This is a genomic window from Vibrio sp. STUT-A16 (genome assembly GCF_026000495.1).
Lineage (GTDB): Bacteria > Pseudomonadota > Gammaproteobacteria > Enterobacterales > Vibrionaceae > Vibrio > Vibrio diabolicus.
On sequence record NZ_AP026766.1, the window covers coordinates 619,627 to 641,165 of the forward strand.

Consider the following 21,539-nt stretch of genomic DNA (forward strand, 5'->3'; position numbering starts at 1 on the left):
ATTAAGCAGTAATAATAATGACAACAAACAACCAAAGCCTAGACCTTGAACCTCTGATTTTACCAAACGCTCCGGATTGGTTTCCGCTCGCTTGGGGATGGTGGGCAGTGCTTGCGGCCACCGTACTTTTCGTTTTCAGCATTTATCTTTATACGAAGTGGCGTAAAAAACGCCTACGCGCGCAAAAGGCAGCCTTAAAACTTTTAACTCAATCTGTCACACCTCATACCCCTTCCTCTGCTCTAGAAATATTGCGTCAGGCGGCATTGAGTTACTTTCCGCGTGAAGAAATCGCGCCATTAACTGGAATCGCTTGGTATGAATTTCTCGATAGCCATACCAAAGAAACTCGATTCGTAGACAAACAACATCAGTGGCAAGAAGCGCTGTATCAGAAATCCTCTCAAGAAAATCATCAAAGCTTGGTCGATGATTGTGTCTTTTGGATAACTCACGCTTTGCCACCAAAGAAAAAGGCAAATAACCGTGACTGAGCAAACACTCATAACCGATCTTGCCCAATGGCTAAACATTGAATTTGTCTGGTGGTGGGCACTATTTTTGCTGCCTGTCCCCTGGCTGGTATACAAGCTCCTGCCACAAGAATCTCAACAAGCCGAGATCAAATTGGCGTACTTACCAACTAATGAGAATGGCAGCAAGCCTAGGCAAGCCCTGCAAAAATCACTATCAATGGCGATCTGGGTTCTTCTTATCATTGCTTGTGCGCGTCCAGTTTGGTTTGGTGATCCAGTTGAGTTCCAACCCAAATACCGGGACTTGATGTTAGTCGTCGACCTATCTGGCTCGATGCAGCAAGAAGACATGGAGCTCAACGGCGAATACATCGACCGCCTCACCGCTGTCAAAAAAGTTCTGTCTGATTTCGTGGCAAAGCGAAAAGGCGACCGTCTCGGGGTTGTTTTGTTTGGCGATCACGCGTATTTGCAAACGCCACTCACTGCAGACCGTAAAACCGTCATGCAGCAGATTAATCAAACCGTCATCGGCCTGGTTGGTCAACGAACCGCCATTGGTGATGGCATTGGTCTAGGCACGAAAACCTTTGTAGACAGTGATGCTCCGCAACGAGTCATGATTTTGCTTAGTGACGGCAGCAACACTGCCGGTGTGCTCGAACCGCTCGAAGCAGCGGAAATCGCAAAAAAATACAAAGCGACCATTTACACCGTAGGCGTAGGTGCTGGTGAAATGATGGTGAAAGAGTTTTTCATGACTCGTAAGGTTAACACCGCAGCCGACTTGGATGAGCAAACACTAACTAAAGTGGCAGAGATGACTGGTGGACAATATTTTCGGGCGCGAGATACTGATCAGCTCGAAAAGATCTACGACACGATCAACCAGCTCGAGCCCGTGTCAAGCGACACGCAAACTTGGCGTCCGCAGTCAGAATGGTTCCCATACCCATTAAGCGCTGCATTCGTACTGTCGGTATTGTTATTCCTACTGAGGAGAAAACATGGCTGAGTTTATTTTCCTTAACCCTTATTGGCTTTTGGGGCTTATCGCAATCCCTATTGCGCTCTTGCTCAATCACAAATTTAGAGCAAAAAAATCGACACTGATTGCCCCTCACCTAGCTAAAGTGCTCGGACAAAACACGCAGTCCAAACACTATTTTATTCTCTGGGGCGTAGCTTGGGCCATTGCCTGTATTGCGCTAGCGGGACCAAGCTGGCAATCCAACGCTCGCCCAAGCTTTGAGTTAAACCAAAACCGCATTTTGGTGCTTGATATGTCTCGCTCGATGTTCGCTACGGACATCAAGCCTAATCGACTCGCGCAAACACGTTATAAGGCACTGGACTTACTTCCTAAATGGAAAGAAGGGGCTACGGGTCTTATTGCTTACGCTGGCGATGCCTATAACTTAAGTCCACTGACGACTGATTCCAGTACGCTTGCTGGAATTATCGAGAATTTGTCACCAGAGCTGATGCCTTTTCAAGGGGCAAACCTGCCTTCCGCAATTGAATTAGCGCTCAACCAGTTCTCTCAAGCAAGTGTGCAACAAGGCGACATCATCGTGTTAGCTGATGACCTTGATGAGTCAGAATTGTCTCGCGCGTTGAATTTGGTCGAAGGTAAAAACATTCGCATCTCAGTTCTTGCAGTAGGAACCGCTAATGGCGCTCCCATCGCCCTACCCGATGGTTCTCTTTTAAAGACAGCACAAGGCACAACTGTCGTAGCGAAAACAAATCTGAAGAATTTACAAATACTAGCAAAGAAAACAGGTGGAATTTTTGTTCCTATTCAGCACACCAATCGCGATGTTGAGAACATTTCGGCCTTTACGAGCAACGTTGGCAGTCAACTTTCGGCCAAGAAGAGTGAAGAAGTGAGCACTGACTCTCGCTTAAACGGTGGCTTTTGGTTGCTGCCGCTTTTACTTCTGCCTGCAGCTTTACTGTTCCGACGCGGCCTGATTTGGATGTTTTTGGCCACAATAATACCGATGACTTGGACACAACACGCCGAAGCAAATCCGTTCTTAAATGCCGACCAACGAGGAGCGGAACTCTACAAGCAAGGTGAGTATGAACAGGCGCAAAACCTATTTACAAACCCAAGCTGGAAAGGAGCCGCCAGTTACCAAAAAGGTGACTACGAAGCCGCTATCGAAGCATTTTCTCATGACTCCTCTCCTAACGGCCGCTATAACCTTGCCAACTCTCTGGCGCAAAATGGTCAATTAGAAGAAGCAGCAGAGCTTTATAAAAAACTGCTTGAAGAAACGCCCAACTTTGAAGCTGCAAAGAAAAACTTGTCGGTTGTGGAACAGAAGCTGAAACAGCAACAGCAACAGCAACAGCAACAGCAACAGCAACAGCAACAGCAACAGCAACAGCAACAGCAACAGCAACAGCAACAGCAACAGCAACAAAAGTCTCAAAACGGTGAGAAGGAAGAGCAAGGACAACAGTCACAAAATCAGCAAGAATCTGAAAATAAAACAGAAAAGCAAAAAACAGAGCAACATCGACCGAAACGAGGTGAAAAGCAGGCTCAGGAACAAGGTGAACCAATGCAGGCTCAAGTGCAGCCAAAAAACACGCATCGGGATGATCCTGAATTCCGTCGTCTAGAAGCCGTCGAAAGCGCTCGCGATCCAAGCTTTTTGATTCGTGCACAAATGCAGCTTCAAGCTCAACAAAAACAACCTCCACAACAATCTCAAAAGGAGTGGTAAGCCCCTGATGAACAAAGGCGTACAACTGATCTTTATTCTTGTGGCCAGCCTATTATCCAGCTTCTCGGTGATGGCACAGACGCTTCAAGCAAGCGTCAATAAAACACAAGTTGCTAAGAATGAAGTGATCAACCTCAGAATCATGGCAGATACTGAGCTCAGCTCAGATGCAATTGACTTTAATGTACTTGAGAACGACTTTTTCTTGGGTCAACCTCGTTATGGGCGCTCCAGCAATAACATTAACGGAAGAAAATCTGTACGTACTGAGTGGAGTGTCTCGATTGCGCCGATGAAAGAAGGTGTTCTGACTATTCCGAGTTTTTCCGCAGATGGCATGAGAACGGAGCCAATAAAGCTTCGTGTCACCGCAAGCCAAGCTGAACCCAATCTCGATAACCTATTTAGCTTTAATATCAGTGTCGACAACAGCACGCTGTACCCTCAGCAATCTGCGACATTACGTATGCAGCTTTTGATCAAAGCAGATACCCGCCGTCTTGATAACCCACAAATTGTGCCTCCACAGATTGAAGGCATGAAGCTTGAAGCGATTGGTGGCTTACAGCAGGGGCAAAAGATCTTAAATGGATTAGAAGTAGCGGTCATTGAACAGTCGTTTCGCTTAACGGCGAATCAGCCGGGTACTTACACCTTGATAGGTCCTAGACTGACAGGCTCTTACATTTATGGCGACAGCTTGACGGGCTCTACCAAGATCATGCCAATCAACACCAAAGCTGAGCAAATGCCTATCGAGGTAAAACCAATCCCAAGCGAATTTGAAGGGGAATGGCTTCCAGCTTCAGCGTTAGAAATGACGCAGAGCTGGCAAGACGATCAAGGTAATCCACTGTCGGTTAATGCGCTCAACACTGTCAAACAGGGCTCTTCACTCACTCGAACCATTCAAATTAAAGCTCGCGGAACACAAGCCGAATACCTTCCACGAGTAAGTATTGATTATCCAAGTTCGCTGCGGGTCTACCCAGAACAGCCTCAATTCGACAGCGCGAGAGATGGCACCGTTATCATGACAGTGAAGCAAGTCATTATCCCCACTGAGGCTGGGTCATATACCTTGCCGGGATACCATTTGAACTGGTGGGACAGCCAAAATGATGAAGCGAAAAAAGCGACGTTACCAGAGCTACAATTAGATATAGAGCAAAGTGACACCGGGCTTATCACGTTGCCGGAATCGCCTCTGCCAACACCACCTGAGTCAGCCATCAGTCCCGAACCAAACGGTGGAGTGAGCAGTCTCTGGCAAACCCTGACCTTTGTTTTCGCTGGACTTTGGGTGGCGACGTTAGGAATCGCGATTTGGGCATGGAAGAAGCGTCCTATGACGGCGAGTAACACGGTTTCGAATACCGAGCAACCTCTTTGCGTTGATGCGTTGAAAAAAGTCATCAATGAAGGGGACGCTGCTAAAATTGAACGCTCAGTAAACGAGTATCTAAACACTCACCGAGACAGGTTAAGCTCTGGTGATGCGCAAGCCGTAAAACAAGAGCTTGACGCCATGAACCAAGCGCGTTTTAGTGCCAATCAACAACCTTGGCATCCAGACTCGCTACTGGCAAAAATTCAAAACCTTGGCAAAGCAAACGTAACGAAAACCGACCACCAGCTAGAAAAACTATAAAGCAAAATGGCAGCTCAAGAGAGCTGCCATTTTTCTTGTGCGACCAAACTCACTTTAGCAGTTTTATCTAAAAATCAACCAAACTGTCTCAGTAACTTTGATGTTATGAGCATCACTTATTCAACAAAAGCTTGATGCTCGTACTCATATCGCCTTACGCAATTTCGACCATGGCTCTTCGCTTGATAGAGTGCCTTATCCGACAGCTGATAAAGATGGTCGAAATTAAAGTCTTTGCCTTTCGTTTTGTAGCAAGAATAACCGACTGACACGGTGAGCAACTCCCCTTCTGGGTTGTGTTGGTGTTTGATGCCTTCATCTTCAATGCATTGACGAATACGTTCCGCTCTCTGCTTTACCGCCTCTTGATCGGAGCCGATCATTAGTAACACAAACTCTTCTCCACCAATGCGACAGAAAACCTCGTCTTCGCCTTTGGTATGATGATCCAAGATATGACCCACGCGCATTAATGCGATATCCCCTTCGAGATGGCCATAGTGATTATTAAACAATCCAAAGTGATCAATATCAATCAGGATAAGACCAAAGGACATCGCTTCCTCACACTCTAGCGCGCAATATTTCTGCATCACATGTTCTAACATACGACGATTGCCAAGACGTGTCAGAGGGTCAAGTTTAGAAAGCACCTCAAGCTGTCGGTTGGCTTCCTCCAACTCTTTGGTTCGGTTCTGTACTTCTAGCTCCAGGTTTTCGTTTAATCCGCGAATCGCCTCTTGCGCTTGAGTGCGCTGCAAAACCTCCGCTAGACTGGAAGCGAACATACGAATCACTTCACGTAGCTGAGAAGTCAGCGGCGCGCGCGTCAATAAGTTATCAACGGCAATAAAGGCGATGGGCCCGCTGCTATTAGAAGTCAAAACCGTCATCGCAGCCCAGCCAAAGCCGACAATATTACAGTCATGATAAATAGGAACGGATTCCTCAAATGCAACTTCACTAGGTACGGCGCGAGCTAAATTGATCAACGAAAAGTCTTGTGTCTCACCAAAGAAATAAGACTCATCCACCACATTGCCTTGAATGTCAGTCCCCCAAGTACCTTGCATGTATGAGCAGTTTTCATCGGTCAAAAACACCGCCATCCGATCAATACCAAGATTTTTGATGGCAAAAGTGACGGCCGATTTACATACATCACTGACGGTTGTACAGCGTGATAGCTCAACCATGCTTGAATGCAACATACGCACGTTCTGCTCTTGGCGCTTTCGAATGTAAATTTGTGAGAAAAGGGAACCAAACGAGTCCAACATCTGTTTTTGATACGCTGTTATCGGCTTGCGATGAATAAAGTTATCAAGCGCGAACCAACCAAATGGCTCATTGCCATCACGTAGAATCAACATCGCGTTCCACCCCTGCCCAACCACTTTACCTGCCGTGTATATCGGCGCATCTTCCACGATCACTAGGTTGCTCTCAAGGCTCGACAGCGCAGCGATGTATTCCTCACTCAGTTGATGAAGGTCGTACTGCGTGTGGAATTCATCGATCGTAATACCAGACTCATCCGTGCCGTATGTACCGCTGAAACTTCGCTTTTTCATGTCCAGCAGCATCAGTGTGGTGCGGTCAAACCCCAACCGTTGACGTAGCGCTTCGACGGCTTTGTAATACAAATCTTTTAAGGAATCAGGGTTGGAGATCTCGAGAGCAACTTGCTGAACTAACTTCATGTTCTCGATAAAGCGCTCGCGTTGGTTAATTTCATCGACATATTGCGCTTCACGAATGTCTCTGTGTCTCATCTCTTGCGACGCATTTTTCTCGGCGCGAATGCACTGCCAACGCGCCGCTGCAAGCTGCATTGCATCATAGCTTTCTTCATAGATATTGTGTGCCGTGCGAGCATGAACAGACTGAATCAGTAGGTAGGTGCGTTTGATAGGCGTGTTATCGAGCATCATTATGTAACTATCTCCACCTAAATCTTGGGTGTGATTCCAGTTACAAGTATTGATCGCCAGAGGAATGATGCTTTCAGAAGTGTCAAACTGACTCGCCCACTCCCAGAAGCTGTCAGGATAGCTTTGGATTGGGTAAAGCTCCCCGCGAGAGAAACTCACAGAATAACGAGGATTGATTGAAGGATCTTCAAAAATGGCTAAGGCTTGAGGGGAGAACAAACTCTCTAAATGATCAAATATCGCCTCCGCTAATAAGCGATGATCCCTCGTTGAAGACACTTTTCTTGTAAAACTTCTTAAACTCACCCTACCAACCTAATCTACTTTTTTATTCTCGATAAAAAACTACTTAGGCCATCATATGCAATCAATACAATCAAATTTGAGCTGTTAAGTCATTCGCAAAATTATCAGACTTAGTTTCACATTCGAGAGCTCTTCAGCACTTTTATAACCGTATTTCACATAAGTTACATGTTCTATAAAAAAGGGGGATATTTGTGCTTCCTTGCAAGAATTATTGGTATAGGTTGGTGTTATAAATCTGCAGCTTGAAAAGAAAAAGGCCCCTCAAAAAGAGGGGCAAAGTTACCATCGCTTATAGTTATTTAGTTATGCTTGTAAATATGGCGAATTAACCGAAATCACCATTTACGTAGCCTTGAGTACGGTCATCTTGAGGGTTGCTGAAGATCACTTGAGTATCGTTATGCTCAACCAGTTCGCCCATCAGGAAGAACGCAGTACGGTCAGAGATACGACGCGCCTGTTGCATTGAGTGAGTCACGATAACGATGGTGTAGTTCTTCTTCAGCTCTTCCATCAATTCTTCGATTTTATGTGTCGCAATTGGGTCAAGTGCCGAAGTTGGTTCATCCATCAGAATCACATCCGGCTCCATAGCGATCGTACGAGCGATACAAAGACGCTGTTGCTGACCACCCGACAGACCAAATGCGTGTGACTTCAGACGATCTTTCACTTCGTCCCAAAGTGCTGCACCGCGTAGTGAACGCTCTACCACTTCGTCAATGTGTTTCTTGTCTTTGATACCTTGAGCACGTAGGCCGTAAGCCACGTTTTCGTAGATGCTCATCGGGAATGGGTTTGGCTTCTGGAACACCATGCCAACCTTGATGCGAAGATCCGCGACATCAATGTTGCCGTAAATGTCTTCGCCGTCCATCGCCAATTTACCCGTGATTTTCACGCCTTCGATTAGATCGTTCATGCGGTTCAAACAACGTAGAAGCGTTGATTTACCACAACCTGACGGGCCGATAAGCGCCGTTACTTGGCGAACTGGAATTGGTAGGTTGATCGATTTCAGTGCTTGGTTTTCACCGTAGAATAAGTCTAGGTTTTCAATATCAAATTTGTTCATTTTCTTAATCTCTTAAATCTTGAATTCGTGTCTTTTAACGTGCGTTCTTAATTAGTGTTGTTAGTAAGTTGCGGTGTTAAAACGTCTAGCAATCAGTTTCGTTACCATGTTGATCAGAAGAACAACCACGATAAGCACTGTTGCGGTACCGTAAGCCTGATTCCATTCTTCAACGGTAAACAGTTCGGTAGTCAGTTTGTATAGGTGAACGGTTAATGTACGACCTGAATCCAATAAAGAATCCGGAATACGTGCAACCATGCCTGCTGTCAGAAATACAGGAGCAGACTCACCAATGACACGACCAATACTTAGAATGACCGAGGTTAAGATACCTGGCATTGCACTCGGAAGAATCAAACGCCAGATAGTGTAAATTTTTGAAGCGCCAAGGCCGTAAGAGCCTTCACGATACGTTTGAGGCACTGCCATTAGTGCTTCTTCCGTAGTACGGATGATCACTGGCAGAATAAGAATACTTAGAGTCAGTGCACCCGACAGAATCGAGAAGCCCAGACCAAGAATTGCCACGAAGAACGTCATACCGAATAGACCGAAGATGATCGACGGGATACCCGCCAACGACTCAGTACAGAATCGGATAATTTTTACCAATCGGCTACCGACTTTCGCGTATTCGGTTAAGTAGATTGCCGTCATGATACCCAGTGGCGCCGCTACCGCGATGGATGCGATAACCATGTAGATGGTCGAGACGATCATCGGGAAGATACCGTGCTCTTCACCAGTACGTGTGTAGTTATCAGTAATGAAGTTCCAATCTACGTGTTGTAGACCATTTGATAGGATGTACCAGATAATCCAGAACAAAAAACCTACCGTTAGTGCTGCCGAAATCCAAACCAAAGCGTTAAAGACGTTATCTTTGAACTGGCGAGCTTGTTTTAGTTTTGCGCGATCCATAATAGTCACCTTTAACGAGCGATTACTTCGCTTTTTCTCGGTTTAGGTAAAGAAGTACAGCGTTCAACGACATGATGAAGACCAGAAGTACAACACCAGTGGCGTAAAGAGCGTTGGCGTGAATACCACTTGCGTAAGACATTTCAATCGCGATGTTTGCGGTTAGCGTACGTGCCGAATCCAGGATGCCTTCTGGCATAGCAGGTGCATTACCCATCACCATGATGATCGCCATTGTCTCACCTAGAGCACGGCCAATACCCAAAATCACACCCGTCATGATGCCTGAACGAGCCGCTGGAACGAGCAATTTGAAGATTGTGTATATTTTCGAAGCGCCAAGTGCCAAAGAGCCTTCTTTGTATGCGCGAGGCACAGCTCGAATAGACGTTTCAGATACCGTGATTACGGTCGGTAGAATCATCACACCAAGCACGATGATACCTGCCAAAATCGTGTTACCCGCAGGGACATTAAAGATGTTTTGAATCAGCGGTACAATGATAACCAAACCAAAGAAACCATAAACCACAGACGGGATACCTGCCAAAAGCTCAACTGCAGGACGAATAATATCCGCAAGACGCTTTGGTGCAATTTCGGCAATAAAGATAGCCGTCAGCACACCAATTGGCACACCGACGATTACCGCACCTGCCGTCGATACAATAGATGCAACAATCATTGTCGCAACACCGTACAGTGCAGGCGGCAGCCAGTTTTGTCCAAGAACGATGCCCGATATACCAGCTTCTTGGAATGCCGGGATACTCTCTCGAACAATGAAGTATGCAATAACGGCTAATGAGACGATGCCGATAACGGCACTGGTTAGGAACAAGCCGTGGAAGATACGCTCTTTCCAGTCTACGCGACGTTTCTCGCGCAGGCCGGGCTTGCTGATAGCTTTAGCGTCAGTATTCATAAGCTTTTCACTATTTGTTGCGATGGTCATTTAAAAAATCTCACGGTTCTGGGCGTTTTGCCGGTGAACACTATGGATAGAAAAGGCTCAGCCCTAAATGGTGGGCTGAGCAAACTTAAGAGTCCCGATAAAATTAGTGAACTGAGATGTAACCGTTTTGGTCAACTAGCTTTTGCGCATCTTCAGTTAGCATCCAGTCTAGGAATTTTTGCGTTTCAGCTGATGGCTTGCCTTCTTTGTAAAGAACAAGGAATGGACGAGCTACTTTGTAAGAACCGTTTTTCACGTTAGCCACTGTTGCATCAACACCGTCGATTGCTAGAGCGTTAACTGTGTTGTCTACCGTACCTAGTGAAATGTAGCCGATTGCGTATGGGTTAGATGCAACCATTGTTTTGAGTGCGCCGTTACCGTTTGCAACTTGAGCACGTTGAGAGATAGCTGATACCTTCTTACCAGAAATCTTCATTTTAAGAGACATGATGTCTTCAAATGCGCCACGAGTACCTGAAGCCGTGTCACGAGTAATTGCTACGATTGGCTTGTCTGCACCACCGACTTCTTTCCAGTTTGATACTTCGCCTTTGTAGATTGCAGTCACTTGCTCTGCTGTTAGGCCAGGCAGTTTGTTTTGTGGGTTAACAACCACTGCGATACCATCACGAGCAACCACTTCTTCGATTAGTGTTGATTCTTTTTCAGAGTCTTTTAGATTACGAGAAGACATACCAAGGTCTGCTGAACCATTTTTTGCTGCTTTAACACCAGCTGAAGAACCAGGGCCTTGAACTTCGATAAATACGTTAGGGTTCTTCTTCATGTACGTTTCAGAGAAAACTTCCATCAGTGGAGTTACGCTGCTAGAACCCACTGCAGAGATAGTTTCTTTAGCAGAAACAGGAGTCACTGCCATTGCGCCTAGAAGTGCGATTGCACCGATTACTGTCTTTTTCATCACAATTTCCTTAAGTGGCTTTATTGCCGTTGTGTTTCACTTGAACGGTGCTCACTTTAGAATTTGAATATGACAGTTGTGTTTCACTTAGTTGAACCCTCTATGACACGTTGTCATTTCTGTATATTAATTCCGCGACTGATCCCTCTACCGTTTTTAGCTTAGCGCTTTTATAAATTGCCGCGCGTTCAAAATGATAACTCCATCGATTTTGGTACATTTCATAACAATTGGATATGAGTAAGTCATTGATTTGACGAGTATGGCAATTAAAATCGAAATGCTTATTTATAAAAAAGATAATAATCAAACCGATAGAGGGTCAATCATGCGTCAACTTCTTAGTACGCTTTCTATTAAACTGCAGGTCTTTTTACCTGTTCTATTCACCGTTGTATTACTCATCATTGGATTGAGCGTCGGAATCGGCAAGCTCGACCAAGCATTCAATAAGGTTTCCACTTCCACCAACAAGCTGATCATTCATAAAGAGGAACTCAGCGCCATCGTAGACAACACCTACGCCATGCGCATCAAAGCCATTTACAGTCTATTTAGAGCCGAAGATGTCCAATCTCTCAACCAAGAACTGTCTGAACGACAAAACAAAAACCGCGATTTTCTGAATTCCATCGATAGCCTCCCAGGCGTTCAAACCGAAGTGAATGCAATGCGCAAAGCCATGGATCACTATGTTGATTTCACGCGCGTCACCATGACACCTCTACTCACCACCAAGCACTCTTCTGGCTACACCACATCCGATTTCAATCAAAAGTACGAATCTGCGATGGCAGAATACCGATTGGCTGGCGAAGCAATGATCAACGCCATCGACAACCTGTCTAAACAATTGAATCAAATCGTCACCGATGAAGTGGAAGCGAATGGCGAACAGCATTCAACCACGCTCACTTACAGTGCGGTTTCACTTGCGGTGATCTTGAGTGCTGCTTCGCTTATTAGTTGGATACTAGCCAGCTATATCGTTGCACCGATTCGTAACCTTCAAGGAACCATGCAAGAAGTCGCGAAGGGAAATCTATTGGTTAAAGCCGAAGCCATCGGAAAAAACGAAGTGTCGCAACTGGCTCAGGATGTAAACCAAACCATCGACAAACTGCGTGAAACCGTGAGTGCATTAGTTCGAATTAGTGAAGATGTGGCATCAGCATCGACCGAGTTAGCGACTGTTATGACTCAAAGCAGCGTTAACTCAGATGAAGAAAAGCAAGAAGTTGAGCAAGTAGCTTCGGCAATCAACCAACTAGAATCGACTGCAGCTGAAGTGTCGACCAATGCACAAGAAGCCGATAGCGCATCAAATCAAGCACGCATGCTTACCTCACAAAGTCTGAGCATGTTTGAGGAAAGCACTCGCGCAAGCGAAAAAATGGCAGAACAACTCAACGAAGCCGCAGCCGTCGTGACATCGCTGAAAGATCAATCAGAACACATTGGTCGCGTGATCGAAGTGATTGAAGGCATTTCTGAGCAAACCAATTTGCTTGCACTGAATGCAGCGATCGAGGCTGCACGAGCGGGCGAAAGTGGCCGAGGCTTTGCGGTAGTCGCCGATGAAGTACGTATGTTAGCGGCGCGAACTCAGGAATCGACAAAAGAGATCCAGACCATCATTGAAGAGCTTCAACAGCAATCTGGTCACGCGAATGAAAGCATGCACTCTAGCTTAGCCATGTTGTCAGACAACCAAACTCTGGCACAAGAAGTTAGCCAATCACTTGTTAATATCAGTAACGCTATCGCCGATCTGAACTCAATCAACACGCAAGTGGCGACCGCATCAGAAGAGCAGAAACAGGTCACGGCCGATATCAACAACAACTTAACGAACATCTATGAACTAGTGAGCCAGAACGTGACTGGCATTACGCAGTCCGCCGCTGCCGCTCAAGAGCTTTCAGACTTAGCGGAAAACCAAAAGCACCAACTTAAGCAGTTCCAAGTTTAAACATTCTGCTCAACACGATAAGTTCCAAAGGTTAGAAATGAAGAAAGCTCCGCACTGGCGGAGCTTTTTAATATCTGGATTAGAGAAAATCCAACGGTGTGGTTATTCTTCGTCAGTGACCAGTAGAACAGAGAAAGTGTTCGTTGGCTCTAGTGGGTTCCAGTTGTAAACCTCACCATTCACTGAATCAAACACCATGACATTTGACCCATCACCGTTTGGAGTGTTACTCCAGATGTAACCTGCATAATCACCCACCTCTAGCGTGTAGCCACTTGCGAATGCAGTGCCGTTCATCGCAGGGCTGTGGCAAGCACGCTCCGTCAGCGCGACCAATTCCTTAATGTTTGGCAAGCGCCAATTCTTTTTGCCAGCGAAGTCATGTAAAGCATGATTACCCGATTCATTGCGGATTTGCTCAGCGGTTGATAGCGCTAACTGCCATGACATCTTAGTCGCAGCGCCGTCACATGCTTCATTTGCCGCATTCCACGTTGAGCCAACAGGGCAACGCATCCACGTTAGGCCCGTTTTTAAGTCAGTTACCGTCCCAGCATCAGAGTAGGTGTAACGAGAGTTAGGCGCTGTTTTTCCAAAATCAGCTGAACATTCTTGTGCCGCCATGGCTGCTTGAGAAGCTAGAACAAGAGATAACGCGGTGATTAGTTTCTTCATCTTATTGGCCCTTTACTGCTACTAGACGGATTGGGAATTGGAATGACGCGCCTGCGTTACGCTCCACTTTGTCAGAATAAATCTCAACAAAGCTGACGTAACCACGGTCAGCGCCTTTCGCTGCAACGACTGCAAATTGAAGCGCACCTTCGTAGTTAGCAGTAGAGTAATTATTAAATGTGAAATCACTCAGCCAAATAGCACCGGATTCAATATCAGGGCTGCCCTTACCCTGTTGAGGGAAGTAAGCTGTCGTCATACCATAGACATTGCCGTCGGTATCTTTCTCTGTCTCACCTAAGTCGAGAACATCGTAGAACTCTTGGTATGTTGGTAGGCGCCAATCAGTAATGCCACATAGTGATTGCTTGTTTATATGTTCAACATATTGGCTTGTTGAACAGATGCCATCAGCAGCATCCACACAACCAACAACTTCAAGATCTTCGTAATACGGTTTGAATGTTGCTGACTCATACACGAATGTACGATCTTTAAATTGAACCGAGCTCGCATCCGCACTTTTGTTTTCCCAAACAAGACCAGTACGCTCGTCCATAGTACAAGCCCACTCCGTGGCATCTGCAGCTAAAGCAGCACCTTGTGAATCTAGCTTAACGAACTTAAAGCCAGCGCCTGTCGACGTTTGCTTGTCCTCTTTGTCGAAACCGTATTCCGCATCTTGACCAGGGTAAGAAGCTTGAACCTCAGCAACGTCTGTGGCGCCATCAGCAAAATGAAGAACGGCGCCCGTATCGTTGCTGCCAACCGTTTGTTCAGCAACCGCTGCAATTTCTTCAGCAAATGCACTCACTTGAGCTTCAGACAGAAGATCAGAAACCAACGATTTACCTTGGAAGCTAAGGCTTTGAGCAAGCAACGCTACACCTTTGGTCATTTGTTGTGGTTGCATCGCAGCTAATAGCGCAACCGTGTTTTGCTCTAGCTTGTCTAGCTCGCTGGCTTGTGCGTTAGACATTACCGTACCAGACAGAGAAACGCCGGCATCGGTGAGTTGCGCTTTTACGATCTCTTCAGCTTGAGCAACGGTTTTACCGTCAATTACAAGACCTGCGAGCAACGTTGTTAAACCATTGACCGTGTTACCCGTTGCTAAGTTTTGGCCCGGAGCCGCAAGACGCAACGTTTGGTTTGAACCTTGATCAACTTGAGCAAGAATGGTGCTGGTTAGTACGTTCTTGTTGCTTGAAGTCAGGCTAAATGTACCAGCATTATCCGTTTTAGCACTCGGTTCAGTGGTATCACAAACGTAGTTTTGGTTTAAATCGATGCACACTGGCGTATCAAGAAGTGTACCTGCAGAAACGATGGTGCCAGCTACATCATAGGTCGGTGCCGACGTGTCACCACCAGAACCACCGCCACAGCCAGCTAGGGCTAGTGACATAGCAACGAAAGAATATTGAAACTTCATAGATTTTATCTTCTTTTGATTTTAATTAACGAGAGCGAATCACTCTCACCATTGAAAGCAGGAAAAGTCCTAACAAGGTCCAAGGCGAGCCACTGCCACCTGAACCACCACCACTGCTTTCTTTAGTGGTATCAGCACTGCACTGATACTGAGCAAAGTGACTCACACCCCACTCTTTCAACACCCCAGAGTTCCCTGACACACGGTCAGATACTTCGAGACGCCAAGTACCCCAACTCGGTTGACCGACAAGAGCTTGTAACTCCTCGTCATACTGAGCGGTGAAGTAACCTTTAAATCCATTGGTATTGCTTGATTGATGGCTGAGTAACACGACCGATTTGCCTTGTGGAGACACTAGCGTCACTTGCAGATCCTGCAGTGAGTCATGTTCGATGTTCAGGTAAACCGCAAACGAATCATCAATCGTGCGCGACTTGTCCGATAGCGTCTGAGAGAACAGTCTGTCGCCCTGCTCCGGCAAAGCAGAGCTCACTGATTGAGGCTGGATATCGAGATCTGGCGTACCATTAACCAGCATCACCTTTTCACTCCACTGGTGAGTCTTTAGGCCTTCAGCAAATTGGTAATCCAATGAAATAGAGGAATCGAATTGCGTGCCACACGTCAGACCGCTTGGTAACGCTACCTTCATTGAGGTCGAATCAGAAAGCGTTTCATCAAAGTCGAAAACGGATGCGTTGTTTAGCTGCCATTGCCCTTTGATGCTCGCTTCGCGGCCAGTTTGGCTCAGGCTCACACCAACGTCTTGACCTTGTGCGATGTATCGAGCGTTATAGCGAACGCGAAGAGGCGCTTTAAGTAAGTTGTGTTTGTTGAAGCTGTCCGTTAGGAATTGGGCATAGTCTTTATTTGGGAACAAGGTGTTTGCGGCAAACACGGTCGATTCCGCCAGATCATGCATTTTCACGCCACGACCAATGCCATACATGCCTTCAAGGACAATGGCGTCAAACTCGCGGAACACGCTATCGGTGTCATCACCGTATCGTTCAACCGATGCTTTAAGCGCTTGGAACAGTGGCGTTGACCACAGCTCATCGCCTAGTTCACCGCCCACACTAACGTGCGCTGGATACTCTGAGCTCTCGAAGTAACGCGCTCTTTGGTTCCATAAGCTACGAGTTGTTTTGCGTGTTCCGAACATACCGTCCCAGTTGAACACCGTATCTAACTCGAATTCTTGGCCACGGCGAGCTGCGTCTAAATACTGTGTTCGGTAGCTCGCGCTGCCCGCCCAGTAATCACCAACACCTTCTCCAATCGCGCCAGTATGTCCATACGCCCAATCAGGAACGATTTGATAGTGAATACCGTGTCCTAGCTCGTGCAAAATCACATCTGCATCTGCAGCATCTGGAGATACTCCGCCAACGCCTAACATCAGCGCACGCGAACCTGTGTAGTAAGAAGAGTTGTCGAGCGCTAAACCACGCCCATCAAAACGAAGCGGCTCTTCAAATAAGTCATAGCTCAAGCTCGATAAGTACTGCAGTGAGCTATCAAGATGGTAAAACACCATCAACTGCAAAAAGGCATTGTCGCCAAGTTGAGCGCTTTGCATCGCTTTTACATCCGCAAAAGATTGAACCCCCTCAGGCGGCAAAATACTGCTTGTATCACGCACAGGCTCCGCACCTACCGCAGGTGAAGACAGTAATGCAAGTGCATCCACCTGTTTAACGCGCTCGTTGGCTAGGTAGAACTTGCCACCAGACTGCAAAACTTGAATCTGCTTCTCAACATATTGAAGTGGCTGCGGATAATCCTCTAACGAATTCCAAGTAGAATCAGGCGCAGCTTGTTGTTGCATTGTACGTAAATCAGGATCAAAGAGTGAGACGGGAACCGTCACTAACTCACCAGAGCTCAATGCTGGCGGCTCGGTCACTTCCAATCGAACAGGCAGCTCCAGTTCTCCGGCTGGCATCGCCTCGCCATTACGAATCACCGTATCTTCAAGGCTTTTGAAAATACGCTCGACTTCGCTGTCTTGGTTAGTCGACAGCACAATGGTGCGTTGCGGTTGATACTGCCCATCGACCCACACATCAAAGTTGTAATGATCTCCGAGCTGAGAACGGGTTTGATAGCGAAACTTAAGTTCGCCAGCGCTAGCGTAATTGGCTTGTAAATAGCGCAGCGCTTCGGCTTGGTTCGTGACCGTAATAGCCGCGCTAGGGTAATCCCACTCTGCAGCGTTCGTCACTTGAACGCCTGCCAACGTAAGAGAAAGCGCCAAAAGTTTGAGTTTCATGCAGGACTCCTACTAAAAGATGTACTTCGCGTTAACCGTAAAGTAACGACCTGGTTCCGTTGAGTAGCGTTTGCTCTCATCTGCTATGCCAGCAACGTCTTGGTAGCGAATGTATTCTTTGTCGAACAGGTTGATGATGGTCGCACTCAAACGAAAATCTTTGGTGATTTGGTAACTTGCCCCCAAATCGAACGTGTTCCATGAATCTGTTTGTGCGCACTCGGTCTTTTGTCCAAGTGACGTTTGGCAACTCGGCACACGATCCATCGAACCAGCCCAGTTCCACGTTGCGAACGCATTAAAGTCTTGCTGCTGATAGTTCAGCCCAACATTGCCCTCGAAAGGTGTGATGCTACGAACGTACTCGCCTTCGGCATCCTTTCCGTCAACATAACCAAGCTTGGTACTTAGCTTCCAAGACGATGTGAAAGCATACGCACCAGAAAGCTCCGCGCCGTAGGTTTCAACGCCGTGTAAATTTTGGTATTGCTTGATGTAGTTACCGAAGTTATCTTGCCCTGTGGTAACAACATCGATGAAGTTTTGGAACTTGTTGTAAAACGCAGAAACGTAAAGTTGCGCGTGGCCATTATCGAATTTGTTACCGATTTCAAAGGAATCCGAAGTTTCAGCCTCTAGATCCATGTTCGGTGCAATGACAAACGGCGTTAGCGGCACAAAGTCATGGTTTACGAAGCCATACGCTTTGTCGTATTCCGGAGCACGATAACCGTGGTTATAAGATATATAAGCGATGTTATTGGCAAACACTTCACGAGAAATCGATAGGCTTGGAGATACCTCTGAGCTATCCATGTCTTTTAATGGGAAACCGCCCACTTCACCCTCACCGTCCGGTGTTAGACGGTGCGCATCAAAGCGCAGGCCGCCTGTAATGGTCCATTTATCCAGCTCCACCATGTCTCGAACGTACAGACCAATGTTATAAGCACGAGCAGGAGCGAAAGGTTGTTTGGTCGAAGGCGTTACCCCGTTCCAATCAATCTTGGAATCGCTATCTGTGCGTTCATAATAGTCAGTAGAAAGCTCGATACCGTAAGCCAATTGGTGCTCAGCATTTGCAGCATAAATCGTATTGGTGAAATCACCACGGAAGCCAATTGTTTCGTCAATGAAGGTTTTGTGTTCTAGCTCGCGACGTCTAACAGTCAAACCATTGTGGTCAACTTGTCTCATTAAACGATTCGTGTCTTCCACCACTTCGGTGTGGCGCCAGTAGACCTTTGTATCTAACTCTTCGAACCAAGTTGGATTAATCGGTGTAACCTCTGCACCAATGTAAGCGCTGTACTCTTTTGTCGATTCATCTTCTGCGAAGTCTTCGATATGCCATTTGCCATCCTTCTGTATAGATGGCGAACCTTCCAGGCGTTGTTGGTCTTGCCGATAAAGTTCGGCACGCGCTTTGACCATCACTTCATCATTGAGGAAATGATTGATGGCGTATGACGCGCTGTAACCATCCAAATCGCGGTTGTACAAATCTTGGCTGAAGTTACGCGTCTCTTCACCTTGCCAATACGCCGCGTTGACTAAGCTCTCCGTGTCGCCAGAACGAAATGCCAGATTGCTCGCGCCTTTGTATTTATTGCTGATCCCCGTGTACGTGCCCGTGGCATCAACATAAAAGTCACGATCTTTTAAAAACTCGCCCGGCTGTTTGGATTTTAGAATCACAGCGCCACCGATAGCACCAGAACCTAAGACTGAGGAGCTCGCCCCTTTCACTACTTCTAATGATTCCAAATTAGAAAGATCAAACGTATCGCGGCCCACTTTGTCATTGCTGTCATTCGCACCAAAACCGTCTGCTGAGCGAATGCCGTCACGAATGATCATAATGCGGTTACCCGTCATGCCTCGAATCGTGATGTTTTGTGGACGCCCAGCGCCACCCGACACACTTACCCCAGGTTCATGACGCAGCGCATCATAAAGTTCTGTTTCGCCCTTTTGTTCAATCTCTTCGCTAGTGACAACTGCGACGCTGCCTGCTAGTTCAGACATTGGTTGTTCAATCCGATTCGCCGTCACCACGACCTCTTCCATAGAGAAAACGTCAGATTTGGCGTGCACTTGGCTGGCAGCTAGTACCGAAAGTACTGCCGCTGACACTGGGGTAAGCTTCATTTACTGCTCCGCTTTAGATGTTTTAATTAGTGATAAAAGAAAGGCGTATTCTTTTGCTTGTTGTTCTTGCGCTTGTCGTGGGTCCATTTGGTGGCCCGAATTAAAATCGGTCTGCAACAAGTACGGCCCGTCGAGCTCACTTAGCGCGGAAACCTTGGCGAGATACTTGGCACCTTCCCAGTAAGGCACGCGCTGATCGATCAAACCGACTTGAACCAGCATGGGTGGGTAAGCGTCTTTATGAATGTTGAGAATTGGATCGTACGCTTTCATTAGCGCCAATTGCTCAGATTTGGTTGGGTTACCCCATTCGCCATACTGCTGTGTGGTCAGCGGAAGTGAGGTGTCCGACATGCTTGCTACCACGTCAACAAAAGGTACTTTAAGCACGACACCTGAAAATAATTTAGGGTCTTGATTAACCGCTCCCGCGACCAACGTGCCACCAGCACTTGAGCCGATGGCAAAAACCTCTCTATTGCCACGTTCGAATGTTTGCAACGCCTTAACCGCCGCGACAAAATCACCAATAGAATTGGCTTTTCGCACACCACGGCCTTGTTCGTGCCACTCATCGCCAAAATACCCACCGCCGCGAACATGGGCGATAGCGTAAATCACGCCTTGGTCGAGCAAGCTTATGACTTGAGGCATAAAGTACGGTTTCATCGTAAAACCATATGCGCCATAACCGTAAATCATCACGGGTGATTTCGCGTGTAATTTGTCTTTGCGATACGCTAAAGAGACCGGGACAGAAACACCATCGTGCTTGATAAAAATGCGTTGGGAGACATAACGTTGACTATCAAAATCTTGGTAAGCATCTTGAGAATACAAGGTTTTAGTCAGCGTTTTTACATCGAACTCTTCCCACTGAGGAGGCGTAGTCATCGACATGCTTCGTATACGAATCTTGTTTGATTCAAAATCGCCCAACGTGCTCAACCAAGCGACATTGCCATCCTGTTCCAATGGCAGTATCACTTTTTCCTGACCTTGGTATGAATACACCGTCAATGTCGCTACGTTGTTCGGCTTACTGAGTGCCACAACTCCTGCATCATAAAGGTAGAACTGGTCAAGCGGTTCACGAGGGGTAGTAAAGCGTTGCCATGTTGCGCTAAGAGGTGCTAGATCGGTTTGATAAAGTGCAAATGTACCTTCAAGGTTGCTGTTGATGTAAACGCGCCCTTTCGCCACATCCGCGTAATATTCCACGCCCGCTTCCGGCACTCTCAGTGAATCGCTTACGGTGCCCGTTTCTAGATCAACAAGCTTCTGCTCTGTGGTTGACTCGTTGTTGCTTTGCAGCACCACGTAACGGCTATCTGCCGCACGGTAGAAAGAAAGTAACCAATCTGATTTGTATTCGTGCCATACAACTGTTTTAGCCAAAGATTCAGTGGAGATGCGTAGGATCTGATGAGGTCGCTGTGTACGCATTTCCTTCGAAACGAGGTAAGCCATCTTACCATCAGGTGAAAGCAATACACCGCTATCGACGTGCGTTGACAGCTCCGTAGATTGGCCAGAGAGTAAATCAACAACCACGGCGCGATATTGCTCGCTGCCATCAATATCTTCAGTGAAAAGCAACGTGTCTCCGCTTACTTGCCACTGCCCTACTTGATAATACGGATATGCAGATTGACGTTCAGAGAAATCAAATACTGTGTTCTCTTGTGCATACTGGTTCGAACGTGATAGCAACACATAACCACCGTCACGACGCGTTAACGTCCATTCGCGTCCATTTACGATCGACCATGGTTTATCACCTTTATCTGCCACCATGGCTTCCCACTGCGCGAGCAGATCTTGCGTCAACGTCTGATATTTTTTTTGATGCTGTTCAGTCTTACGGTTCAGCTCTGTTAGGTAGGTAAGAACTCGCTCATCTTTACGAGCGTCATCTCTCAACCAATTAAAGTCATTAACGGCAAAGCAAGAACTAGAGGTAATTATGAGCCCTAAAAAAACATGAGTAAATTTCATATAGAGAGCGAATTCATTTATAGGATTAATACAATGGCGC

General features: G+C 46.7%; 15 protein-coding genes. 5 read left to right on the forward strand and 10 right to left on the reverse strand.

The features are described from left to right. The first annotated feature begins 17 nt into the window (after nt 1–17). The 4 genes from OO778_RS19310 to OO778_RS19325 are packed head-to-tail and all read left to right on the forward strand — an operon-like array spanning nt 18 to nt 4,868. The gene (locus OO778_RS19310) at nt 18–494 is read left to right on the forward strand and encodes a DUF4381 domain-containing protein (protein WP_047008481.1); all 477 of its coding nucleotides are present in this window, start codon (nt 18–20) and stop codon (nt 492–494) included. After that, on the forward strand, nt 487–1,491 hold the full coding sequence (locus OO778_RS19315) for a VWA domain-containing protein (protein WP_074190417.1): 1,005 nt from the start codon (nt 487–489) through the stop codon (nt 1,489–1,491). The genes OO778_RS19310 and OO778_RS19315 overlap by 8 nt, the downstream gene beginning before the upstream one ends. Beyond that, on the forward strand, nt 1,484–3,217 hold the full coding sequence (locus OO778_RS19320; protein WP_264912510.1) for a VWA domain-containing protein: 1,734 nt from the start codon (nt 1,484–1,486) through the stop codon (nt 3,215–3,217). The genes OO778_RS19315 and OO778_RS19320 overlap by 8 nt, the downstream gene beginning before the upstream one ends. A 4-nt stretch (nt 3,218–3,221) precedes the next feature. Next, the gene (locus OO778_RS19325; protein WP_264912803.1) at nt 3,222–4,868 is read left to right on the forward strand and encodes a BatD family protein; all 1,647 of its coding nucleotides are present in this window, start codon (nt 3,222–3,224) and stop codon (nt 4,866–4,868) included. 116 nt (nt 4,869–4,984) lie between these two features. On the opposite strand, the gene OO778_RS19330 is transcribed toward OO778_RS19325, so the two are convergent. The 5 genes from OO778_RS19330 to OO778_RS19350 form a co-directional block, all read right to left on the reverse strand. Next, nucleotides 4,985–7,108, reverse strand: coding sequence for a GGDEF domain-containing protein (locus OO778_RS19330; protein ID WP_046875793.1), 2,124 nt, complete (start codon nt 7,106–7,108; stop codon nt 4,985–4,987). Nucleotides 7,109–7,436: 328 nt separating this feature from the next. Beyond that, entirely contained in the window at nt 7,437–8,186 is a 750-nt protein-coding gene (pstB, locus tag OO778_RS19335) for a phosphate ABC transporter ATP-binding protein PstB (RefSeq protein WP_005397884.1), read from the reverse strand. Between the two features lie 60 nt (nt 8,187–8,246). Further along, on the reverse strand, nt 8,247–9,110 hold the full coding sequence (gene pstA / locus OO778_RS19340) for a phosphate ABC transporter permease PstA (protein ID WP_005397882.1): 864 nt from the start codon (nt 9,108–9,110) through the stop codon (nt 8,247–8,249). Between the two features lie 22 nt (nt 9,111–9,132). Next, nucleotides 9,133–10,065: a phosphate ABC transporter permease subunit PstC gene (gene pstC / locus OO778_RS19345; protein WP_005397881.1), complete on the reverse strand. Its 933-nt coding sequence runs from the start codon at nt 10,063–10,065 to the stop codon at nt 9,133–9,135. A 103-nt stretch (nt 10,066–10,168) separates the two neighbouring features. After that, nucleotides 10,169–10,990: a phosphate ABC transporter substrate-binding protein PstS family protein gene (locus OO778_RS19350; protein ID WP_005397879.1), complete on the reverse strand. Its 822-nt coding sequence runs from the start codon at nt 10,988–10,990 to the stop codon at nt 10,169–10,171. 328 nt (nt 10,991–11,318) lie between these two features. On the opposite strand from OO778_RS19350, the gene OO778_RS19355 reads away from it, so the two are divergent. After that, complete coding sequence (locus OO778_RS19355; protein WP_074190696.1) at nt 11,319–12,962, forward strand: methyl-accepting chemotaxis protein; 1,644 nt, start codon at nt 11,319–11,321, stop codon at nt 12,960–12,962. A 102-nt stretch (nt 12,963–13,064) separates the two neighbouring features. Here the strand turns inward: OO778_RS19355 and OO778_RS19360 are convergent, their stop codons facing one another. The 5 genes from OO778_RS19360 to OO778_RS19380 are packed head-to-tail and all read right to left on the reverse strand — an operon-like array spanning nt 13,065 to nt 21,499. Next, nucleotides 13,065–13,637 (reverse strand): DUF1566 domain-containing protein, encoded by a 573-nt coding sequence (locus OO778_RS19360; RefSeq protein ID WP_074190412.1) that lies wholly within the window; start codon nt 13,635–13,637, stop codon nt 13,065–13,067. A gap of 1 nt (nt 13,638) precedes the next feature. Then, nucleotides 13,639–15,072, reverse strand: coding sequence for a DUF1566 domain-containing protein (locus OO778_RS19365; protein WP_074190411.1), 1,434 nt, complete (start codon nt 15,070–15,072; stop codon nt 13,639–13,641). 25 nt (nt 15,073–15,097) lie between these two features. Next, complete coding sequence (locus tag OO778_RS19370) at nt 15,098–17,350, reverse strand: proprotein convertase P-domain-containing protein (RefSeq protein WP_074190410.1); 2,253 nt, start codon at nt 17,348–17,350, stop codon at nt 15,098–15,100. A 12-nt stretch (nt 17,351–17,362) separates the two neighbouring features. Then, the gene (locus OO778_RS19375) at nt 17,363–19,501 is read right to left on the reverse strand and encodes a TonB-dependent hemoglobin/transferrin/lactoferrin family receptor (protein WP_074190409.1); all 2,139 of its coding nucleotides are present in this window, start codon (nt 19,499–19,501) and stop codon (nt 17,363–17,365) included. Beyond that, a complete protein-coding gene (locus OO778_RS19380; protein ID WP_074190408.1) occupies nt 19,502–21,499 on the reverse strand; it encodes a prolyl oligopeptidase family serine peptidase in 1,998 nt (665 codons plus the stop codon). Nucleotides 21,500–21,539: the final 40 nt, after the last annotated feature.

What these genes read in the sequence shown, in the direction of transcription:
- OO778_RS19355 (WP_074190696.1), top strand. Translation starts at nt 11,319, where the DNA reads ATGCGTCAACTTCTTAGTACGCTTTCTATTAAACTGCAGGTCTTTTTA.
- OO778_RS19310 (WP_047008481.1), top strand. Translation starts at nt 18, where the DNA reads ATGACAACAAACAACCAAAGCCTAGACCTTGAACCTCTGATTTTACCA.
- OO778_RS19350 (WP_005397879.1), bottom strand. Translation starts at nt 10,990, where the DNA reads ATGAAAAAGACAGTAATCGGTGCAATCGCACTTCTAGGCGCAATGGCA.
- pstB (WP_005397884.1), bottom strand. Translation starts at nt 8,186, where the DNA reads ATGAACAAATTTGATATTGAAAACCTAGACTTATTCTACGGTGAAAAC.
- OO778_RS19380 (WP_074190408.1), bottom strand. Translation starts at nt 21,499, where the DNA reads ATGAAATTTACTCATGTTTTTTTAGGGCTCATAATTACCTCTAGTTCT.
- OO778_RS19320 (WP_264912510.1), top strand. Translation starts at nt 1,484, where the DNA reads ATGGCTGAGTTTATTTTCCTTAACCCTTATTGGCTTTTGGGGCTTATC.
- OO778_RS19365 (WP_074190411.1), bottom strand. Translation starts at nt 15,072, where the DNA reads ATGAAGTTTCAATATTCTTTCGTTGCTATGTCACTAGCCCTAGCTGGC.
- OO778_RS19360 (WP_074190412.1), bottom strand. Translation starts at nt 13,637, where the DNA reads ATGAAGAAACTAATCACCGCGTTATCTCTTGTTCTAGCTTCTCAAGCA.
- OO778_RS19375 (WP_074190409.1), bottom strand. Translation starts at nt 19,501, where the DNA reads ATGAAGCTTACCCCAGTGTCAGCGGCAGTACTTTCGGTACTAGCTGCC.
- pstC (WP_005397881.1), bottom strand. Translation starts at nt 10,065, where the DNA reads ATGACCATCGCAACAAATAGTGAAAAGCTTATGAATACTGACGCTAAA.
- pstA (WP_005397882.1), bottom strand. Translation starts at nt 9,110, where the DNA reads ATGGATCGCGCAAAACTAAAACAAGCTCGCCAGTTCAAAGATAACGTC.
- OO778_RS19370 (WP_074190410.1), bottom strand. Translation starts at nt 17,350, where the DNA reads ATGAAACTCAAACTTTTGGCGCTTTCTCTTACGTTGGCAGGCGTTCAA.